Source organism: Secundilactobacillus muriivasis (genome assembly GCF_054785195.1).
The window spans coordinates 1-7,757 of record NZ_BAABMI010000092.1 but is presented as its reverse complement, the minus strand read 5'-3'; the positions used below and the strand labels follow the sequence as shown (position 1 = coordinate 7,757).

The 7,757-nt window shown below is 46.4% G+C and carries 8 protein-coding genes; 5 read left to right on the top strand and 3 right to left on the bottom strand.

The genetic code is table 11. The annotated features are described in order from the left end of the window. Nucleotides 1-578: 578 nt before the first annotated feature. Entirely contained in the window at nt 579-1,142 is a 564-nt protein-coding gene (locus ACYVR3_RS15750) for an LOG family protein (protein WP_461244973.1), read from the bottom strand. Nucleotides 1,143-1,301: 159 nt separating this feature from the next. Between ACYVR3_RS15750 and ACYVR3_RS15745 the strand changes: the two genes are divergently transcribed. The 4 genes from ACYVR3_RS15745 to ACYVR3_RS15730 all read left to right on the top strand — a co-directional run bounded on the left by ACYVR3_RS15745 (nt 1,302) and on the right by ACYVR3_RS15730 (nt 5,129). Continuing rightward, nucleotides 1,302-1,517, top strand: a complete 216-nt coding sequence (locus ACYVR3_RS15745) for a helix-turn-helix transcriptional regulator (protein WP_461244972.1) — start codon at nt 1,302-1,304, stop codon at nt 1,515-1,517. 133 nt (nt 1,518-1,650) lie between these two features. Then, nucleotides 1,651-3,423 carry a sensor domain-containing diguanylate cyclase gene (locus ACYVR3_RS15740; RefSeq protein WP_461244971.1) on the top strand — a complete coding sequence of 591 codons (1,773 nt, stop codon included), beginning with the start codon at nt 1,651-1,653 and terminating at the stop codon, nt 3,421-3,423. 310 nt (nt 3,424-3,733) lie between these two features. Next, on the top strand, nt 3,734-4,414 hold the full coding sequence (locus ACYVR3_RS15735; protein ID WP_461244970.1) for a VIT1/CCC1 transporter family protein: 681 nt from the start codon (nt 3,734-3,736) through the stop codon (nt 4,412-4,414). A gap of 16 nt (nt 4,415-4,430) precedes the next feature. Continuing rightward, entirely contained in the window at nt 4,431-5,129 is a 699-nt protein-coding gene (locus ACYVR3_RS15730; protein ID WP_156301690.1) for a VIT1/CCC1 transporter family protein, read from the top strand. Nucleotides 5,130-5,204: 75 nt separating this feature from the next. Here ACYVR3_RS15730 and ACYVR3_RS15725 read toward each other — a convergent pair whose 3' ends face one another. Beyond that, the gene (locus ACYVR3_RS15725) at nt 5,205-5,570 is read right to left on the bottom strand and encodes a winged helix-turn-helix transcriptional regulator (protein ID WP_461244969.1); all 366 of its coding nucleotides are present in this window, start codon (nt 5,568-5,570) and stop codon (nt 5,205-5,207) included. A gap of 184 nt (nt 5,571-5,754) precedes the next feature. On the opposite strand from ACYVR3_RS15725, the gene ACYVR3_RS15720 reads away from it, so the two are divergent. Continuing rightward, nucleotides 5,755-6,921 (top strand): NADH-dependent flavin oxidoreductase, encoded by a 1,167-nt coding sequence (locus ACYVR3_RS15720; RefSeq protein ID WP_461244968.1) that lies wholly within the window; start codon nt 5,755-5,757, stop codon nt 6,919-6,921. 85 nt (nt 6,922-7,006) lie between these two features. On the opposite strand, the gene ACYVR3_RS15715 is transcribed toward ACYVR3_RS15720, so the two are convergent. Further along, nucleotides 7,007-7,498 carry a GNAT family N-acetyltransferase gene (locus tag ACYVR3_RS15715; protein ID WP_461244967.1) on the bottom strand — a complete coding sequence of 164 codons (492 nt, stop codon included), beginning with the start codon at nt 7,496-7,498 and terminating at the stop codon, nt 7,007-7,009. Nucleotides 7,499-7,757 lie beyond the last annotated feature (259 nt).

The following is a 7,757-nucleotide window of genomic DNA, read 5'->3' as shown; positions in this document are numbered from 1 at the left end:
AACCCCACGAACTACGACTGCTTAAGTCATACCGACACTGCTGAGCCTCGCGCGCCTCCGCCTCCCGCTACATGGTGGGCTGTAGCGAACAGAACAGCTGATTGTCACATTCTGAAGTTGATGGAACCGCGTAATAGCGACGTTGAATGGTAACTTGACAACCGCAGAAATGATTGTGGTCATGTCCAGTAACTGTAATGAATCAACGATTGAACGATGCCGAACCTCATCATCACGCTTATGCTGATTTGATAAGATAACGTTGCTGTTCAACGCATTTTGAGATGCTCCACGATAGTACCGTTCTGCGTCAATGTAAGATTCCGGTAAGCGGCTAGGTGGATGCTGTGTCGCGATGATAGGTGGTTGTTGGTGTTTTTCCGACAACCACTTATCATCGGGGACGAATCTAAGACTCGCGCGGATTTTGGCGAGGCTTAGATTCGAGGGCTGAGACCGCCCTTTGGCTCAGGCCGGCCCCACAGCAGGAACCTAGCCGCTTACCGGAATCGACAGTTCAAGCAAATCACCGTACTTCACAAACTAAACATGCTTACGCTGGACACAAACGACAATGACTAATAGGTCCGAATCTTAGGTGGCTGATACGTCGTCATAAACGTCATAATCGTATCCAGCGAGTCAGCGAAACAGAGTTTTTGCCGATCCGTTGTCGTCAAAAAGCCGTTCGTCACCATGTCGTCAAAGAAACGTTGTAATGGATCGTAATAATGATTGACGTTGTAAAAGGCACACGGATTAGAATTATCGCCTAAGCGGGCCCAAGAAAAAGCCTCGACAATTTCTTCCAGTGTCCCAGGACCACCAGGGAGTGCTAGGCAACCATCGGCCAGCGTCAACATAGTCTGCTTACGAGTGGCCATATCAGCGACGATTTGAAGGTCGGTGAGTCCGGTAAATGCTGCGCCACGGTCGACCAGTTCTTGTGGCATGATACCGTACACCTGACCACCGTCTCTAAGAACTTGGCGTGCGAGGATACCCATCAAGCCAATCCCGCCACCGCCGTAAACGAGATCGAGGTGGTGCGTGGCTAAGTAGTGACCAAGTTCCGTAGCAGCTTGTTCGTAAACGGGGTTTGTGCCCGTGGCGGCACCGCAGTAAACGGCAATTTTTTGCATATCAAGGCTCCTTTGAGGTTTTAATCAAGATAGGATTAATGTACCATATAGTTGGTAAATTGGATAGCCACGAATTGTCAATAGTATTTGACAGTTCATGTCAAATATTTTTGACACTGTTTGACAAATACTTTTGACATTTCGAAAGGAGGAGCCGGTATGCAAAATTCAATTCAAACGCGCCGAAAAGCCTTGCACTTATCACAGGCTGAATTGAGTCAGTTAGCTGCCGTTTCACGACAAACCATCAACGCAATTGAAAATGCCAAGTACGATCCGTCATTAGCGCTAGCGTTTCGTTTGGCTGCCATCTTGTATACGACCGTTGATGAGCTGTTTGATGCGCCTGAGCAGGTCACTTCTGAGCAAAAATGAAGCGCTTGTTGGGCGATGGTAAACCAACTTATTGCGAAAAAGGTTGTATTTCCAGAATAATTAGTAGAAAATAATCTATAAATAATAACAATTACACATAACAGTTAATTTCAGCAAGAATGAAGGGCAAATTATGGCATTTAACCTATGGATGTCACACCTTCTCATTTCAGTGTTTTTTGTGGCGGGGTTTATTACCTACTATGAGTGGCACGTGAAGTGGGCGATTCAAACACCCCGGCCGACGACGGTGGGGGAATGGCTGAGACGCTTTTCAGTCATTGGTGTGACGGTGCTACTCTGCTTATGGCTTCAGTATATTACTGGTGCCAAGGCGGTTAGCGTATTACTATTTTTAAATTTACAGCTTTTTGTCATTGCTTACCCACTATTAAATGATCGACTCACCGACTTCGAGTTTTGGCTTCAAGGCGCGATTGGCGGGACGTTTTGGTTCATTAACCATACGTTTGACCTCGAATTATTCATTGGAGTTGCGCTGGTTCTCATCATCATGGGCACGGTACTGCGCTTATTTCGAAATCAGATTCGCTATAGTTGGACCTTTCACATGATCTACGCAGTGGTGTTATCGGTTGCCTACTGGACGAGTTACGTTGGCATCGATAACTGGCAACGGTTTGGCTACATTGCGATGTTTATGGCGATGAGCGTCTATTCGTGTGCCTACAGTAACGCTACTCATAAGCGGGCTTTAGAGCGGGCCAAACTCACGCACGAAGTTAATTTTGATGCGTTAACCGGCGCTAAGAGTTACACCAACTTTTTGAGTGAATCGGTCGCCATTTTTAACCAAATTCGAGATGATCAGCAGCCGTTAACCTTTGCTGAATTAGATATTGATAATTTTAAGGGAATCAACGATCGCTATAGTCACTTGGCAGGTAATGGGGCCTTGGTTGCGGTGACGAACCTCTTAAAAACGACGTTGTCACATTACGTCCAGCCCTGGCAACTTTATCGAACTGGTGGTGAAGAATTCGTTATCCTGTTTCCAAATGGCGATGCGCAAGAAACGGTGCCGGTTGTCCGAGCGTGTTGGCAGGCACTGCGACAAATGGATTACCACTACCACGATCAATTCATCAAAATAACGGCATCGTTTGGGGTAACAACGGTCCGCCAAGCAGACGTTGTTTTGGCTGATAGCTATGGTCGAGCGGATGATAGTTTGTATATTTCGAAGCAACATGGCCGAGACTGTGTCACGGTTGATGGTGAGACGTTAGACGTCAATCCATTGTCAACGGTCGTTGTGACTCACACGTATTTCACCCAACCCGTTATTCAAATTGCGGATGAACAACCGATTTGTCAGGAGTTATTGATGCGGACGTTTGATCACGGTCGGTGGGTGGTGCCAGAGTCGTTTGACCTTGGTATCACGACTCAGGTGTCCATGATGCGGCAATTGTTAGCGCAACTGAGTGTCAAGGTCATCGCCATCAATGTGACGCGGGCCCAGTTTGTGGATCCGCATCACATTAAGCAGTTACGGCGGTTCGTGGCGGCAACGCCAGAACTTCGGCGATTAACACTGGAGTTAAGCGAAACACCAACTATGGCTGAGCTTAAGCAGATTTACCCGCAGTACCAAGATGCCGGAATTTTAGTGATGTTAGACAGTGACTCGATTCTACAACAGCGGAAATTGCTTGCTGAGGGTCTTGCGTACATTGATGGGATCAAAGTCGATGTGCAAGCATTAAGCGTTGCTGATCAACAATCGATTCAACAATGGCAACAACACCTTGAGGACCACCATAAGCGTTTGATCTTGAAGAATATTGAAACGTTAGCTGATTATGAACTAGCGCAGATGTTGAATGTTCGATATGGTCAAGGTTACTTCTTTGGTCGGCCGGTGATGCCACGGATGATTTAAGCAACATGTTCACCAAATAATTGACACAGTACCGAAATATCTCGAATTAAGGGGTGTTTCGGTACTTTTTTAAATGAGACGATTCCGCTCAAATTACCTAAGTTTGGCATATTCGTAAATTATTAGTTATTTTTAACGTTGGAATGGGTATAATTAGGTTGGAATATTTTTGAAGAAAAGAGGCAAAGATTGATACAAGTGGCTAGTTTGAAAATTTTCAGAAATCGCAAGTAGTTGCTTGTAATTTAGAATCAATCCAGTTATAATTGATTCCTGGTTAGAAAAATTCTAAAGTAAGGCGGCGGTTTAAATGAAAAAGAAGATTACGTTAGCCCAACGAATCAATATCATGCGAGCAGCGGTGATGGGTGCGAATGACGGAATTCTATCCGTTGCTGGGATCGTTATTGGGGTTGCGGGTGCAACAACCAGTAACTTTGCGATTTTGATTTCAGGGTTGTCAGGAATGTTGGCCGGTACGGTTTCAATGGCGATGGGCGAGTACGTGTCCGTCAATACGCAAAAGGATTCGCAGCGGCGAGCAATCATGGCCGAACAGGAGCGATTGGATGACGATTATGATGGTGAGTTTAACTTCATTCGTCAAAAATACATCAATTCAGGAATCAGTCCGGATCTTGCTCATCAAGCAACCACTGAAATGATGGCACAAGATCCGTTGGTTGCCACAGTTCGAGAGCGGTACGGGTTTGATGCAGGGGAGTATACGAGCCCATATGCCGCCGCAATTTCATCCATGATTTCATTTCCAATTGGATCGGTGTTGCCTTTGTTGGCAATCACTTTGCTACCAACATCAATCCGCATTTTAGGCACGTTCATTGCGGTCATCATTGCGTTAACAATTACCGGCTACAGTGCCGCCACGTTGGGGAATGCGAGTCGGAGCCGTGGCGTACTACGAAACGTGGTCTCTGGCTTATTAACCATGATTGTTACATTCGCAATTGGGACCTTAATTGGTCAGTAGGGGGCAGACGAAAATGATGAAGCAATTAGCTGGGGCCAAACCCAAGAAAACCCAAACGATGGAAGAACGGTTAAACACGTTACGAGCTGGCGTTTTGGGATCTAATGACGGGATCTTAACCGTTGTTGGGGTGCTGTTTAGTGTGGCGGTGGCAACGCCGAACCGGTTTACCATCTTCATTGCCGGATTGTCAGATTTATTAGCCTGTGCGTTTTCAATGGCATCTGGCGAATACGCCTCAGTATCGACGCAAAAGGATACCGAAAAAGCGGTTGTGCGGACTGAAAAAAAGCGGTTAGCGACGAACTACGATGATGCGATGGCAGCGGTCGTGAATCACTATACGGACCGTGGTGTGTCGACTGAAACGGCGACCAAGATGGCTGCCGAATTAATGGCAAAACGGCCACTGGAAACGGTCGTGAGTGTGAAATACGACCTGCAACTTGGCCATTACATGAGTCCGTGGAACGCGGCTTTCTCGTCGCTGTTCTCAGCCGCTGCTGGTGGGATTTTCCCGTTAGCTGCCATGACGTTATCGCCAGTTAGCATTGAATGGCCAGTTACAATTTTAGCCGTTTGTGCTTCAGTTGCGCTAACTGGATTCCTCAGTGCAAAGTTGGGTGACGGCTTAGTTAAAACGGCCATTATTCGGAACGTGATCGTTGGTATCTTAACGATGATTATTCACTATTCCGTGGGGATTTTATTGTAATTATAAAAAAACGAAACGACCTGTCAATTCACGATGAGCTGAATTGACAGGTCGTTTTTTGTTGTTTAAATGAAGTTAAAAGATTTCCGAGCTATCGTGAATGATCGTTACCGGGGTTGTTGATTGCGTTGCCATTTGTTCACCCCAAATTGAGAGCGTAACGAGCGTTTCTCGAAGGCTTCGACCAGCGGCGGTTAACCCGTACACAACTTTGGGCGGCACAGTACCGCAGGTTGTTCGACTAACGATGCCGTCCGTTTCAAGTTCCCGAAGTTGTTTAGTTAAGACCTTTGGTGAAATCCCAACTAGGTGTCGTTGTAATGCCAGCGGGCGTTGTGACTGTAAGCCTAATTGACAAATAATGGCGGATTTCCATTTGCCACCGATGATGGCGAGGGTGTAATTGATGCCTAGCTGGTAGATTTTGTCGTTGTATGCCATGAGTGCGTTCCTTTCGTATCCAGTAAATTGACTAAGAAAATTTTAGCAGTGTTCAAACGACTCGGCACGCTAAAACTTACCATCTGGTAACTATTGTACACCGAATTAATTACTTTTAATTAGTGATTGAGCGTGTATACTGGAATTTGTAATCGGTTTCAATTTAGCTGAAGGAGACTGCGAAATGACAGACTATCAATTTTTAAAGCCATACACCTTTAAAAACGGCATGACGGTGAAAAACCGGGTGGTAATTCCGCCGATGACGGAACGTTCCGGATTGGAAGACGGGAGCGTCTCAAGAGATGAATTGTATTATGCAAGTTTACGAGCTGGCGGCGTTGGCATGTTTATTACACCAGCAGCTAATGTGACGGCGACCGGGAAGGGTTTTGAAGGCGAATTAGCGGTGAATGATGATCGTTATCTACCGCGGTTGGCCAAACTAGCGGCCACGATGAAGCAAAACGGCACCAAAGCTATTTTGCAGTTGATTCATGCTGGACGGATGACGAACTCACAGATTCTTCGCGGGACGCAACCTGTCAGTGCCAGCGCAATCGCGGCACCTCGCGATGGGATGGAAACTCCGCGCGCATTAAGCGAAACTGAAATTAAAGAAATTGTGGTTGCCTTTGCGATGGCAACGCGACGGGCGATCCTTGCTGGATTTGATGGCGTTGAGATCCACGGCGCAAATACCTATCTGATTCAACAGTTCTTTTCACCTAATTCTAATCAACGAACGGATCAGTGGGGCGGTTCGGTTACAAATCGGATGCGGTTTGGGTTAGAAATTGTCAACGCTGCTAAGATGGTGATTGATCAGTACGCACAAACGCCATTTTTGCTGGGTTACCGAATTTCGCCAGAGGAAGTTGAAAAACCAGGGATCCGCATCGCAGACACGCTACAATTTGTCGATCGATTAGCGGATAGTGGCATTGACTACTTACACGTCTCAATGGGCAATGCTTGGCGTAAATCCCTGAATGATCCGCAAGAAAACCGGCCAACGATCCTTCGAATCAAGGATCAGGTCCATGATCGGGTACCATTGATTTCAGTCGGTGGGTTGCAATCGCCTGCGGACGTTGAGAAAGTAATGGCCGCGGGCATCACGTTTGCGGCGTTGGGACGCGAGTATCTTAGAGAACCAAAGTGGGTTCAAAAGGTTGAAGCTGGTCTTGAGGACACAATTCGTTACCGGGTCAACCGGACTGAATTAGAGGATTTAGGCTTAAATCCTGCTTTATTAGATTTTTTAGACGTCATTGGTACTGATCTGGGCTATGTGGGTGAAACCGATGTGACGGCTAGTGACCGGGTTGATGCGATTTTTAAAGATTAATTGGCTGATAAAAGGGAGACGACACGTCGTTAAATGACATGTGGTCTCCCTTTTGATTAACCTTGTGATACCGCGATATTGTAGGCTACAACGAGTAAATCAAGTTATACCAAACTTCACCAGCATGATCCGATTCAGCAACGCCTTCGTTGACATAACCGTTTCGTTCATAAAACGGAATCAGACGTTCCAGACAGGTCAACGTAATGGCCTGGCGATGTTGCGCCTTAGCAACCTTCGCGAGTTCTTTGAGCAATTGACTCGCGATGCCTTGACCCTGAACGTCGTCATGAACGGCCAAACTCAACACAGTTTGGTAGGGCGCTGTCGGATCATTGGGCGTTGTATGGTCGAAGAGGTCGTCGTTGATGTAACGAGCTTTGTCGGCTGGGCCAACGATATAGCCGAGCACGTGGCCTTGGTCATCCTTTGCAGTAATGAATGTATCGCTAATGACCTGGATTCGTTCTGCCATACTAGTCTCGCTGGCAGCTTCTTCTGGCGTAAAACCCTGATTTTCGATGGTCATAATTTCGGTTAAATCTGCGGGTTGGGCAGATTGATAGTGAATGGACACGGTGTTGACCTCCTGATGAATGTGATGCGTTTCATTTTAGTCGAAGCATAGTGAGAATTCAACTACCACCCACTAAAGTAGGTGGATTGAAACAGCGGTAGTTATTAATCAACGATCTTCCGCCACATTTAACCGTTTTTAGAAGTATTCCTGATTGATAATCAGTCTACCTGACCGTTTCTGCTTGCTTAGATACAGCACTGCCTCAGTTATCGTTCAACTTTGGTCTGACACGCTAATTACCTATTTACGGGGTTAC

Excerpts from the sequence above, each read along its gene's own strand:
- ACYVR3_RS15750 (WP_461244973.1), bottom strand. The coding sequence starts at position 1,142 with ATGCAAAAAATTGCCGTTTACTGCGGTGCCGCCACGGGCACAAACCCC.
- ACYVR3_RS15745 (WP_461244972.1), top strand. The coding sequence starts at position 1,302 with ATGCAAAATTCAATTCAAACGCGCCGAAAAGCCTTGCACTTATCACAG.
- ACYVR3_RS15740 (WP_461244971.1), top strand. The coding sequence starts at position 1,651 with ATGGCATTTAACCTATGGATGTCACACCTTCTCATTTCAGTGTTTTTT.
- ACYVR3_RS15735 (WP_461244970.1), top strand. The coding sequence starts at position 3,734 with ATGAAAAAGAAGATTACGTTAGCCCAACGAATCAATATCATGCGAGCA.
- ACYVR3_RS15730 (WP_156301690.1), top strand. The coding sequence starts at position 4,431 with ATGAAGCAATTAGCTGGGGCCAAACCCAAGAAAACCCAAACGATGGAA.
- ACYVR3_RS15725 (WP_461244969.1), bottom strand. The coding sequence starts at position 5,570 with ATGGCATACAACGACAAAATCTACCAGCTAGGCATCAATTACACCCTC.
- ACYVR3_RS15720 (WP_461244968.1), top strand. The coding sequence starts at position 5,755 with ATGACAGACTATCAATTTTTAAAGCCATACACCTTTAAAAACGGCATG.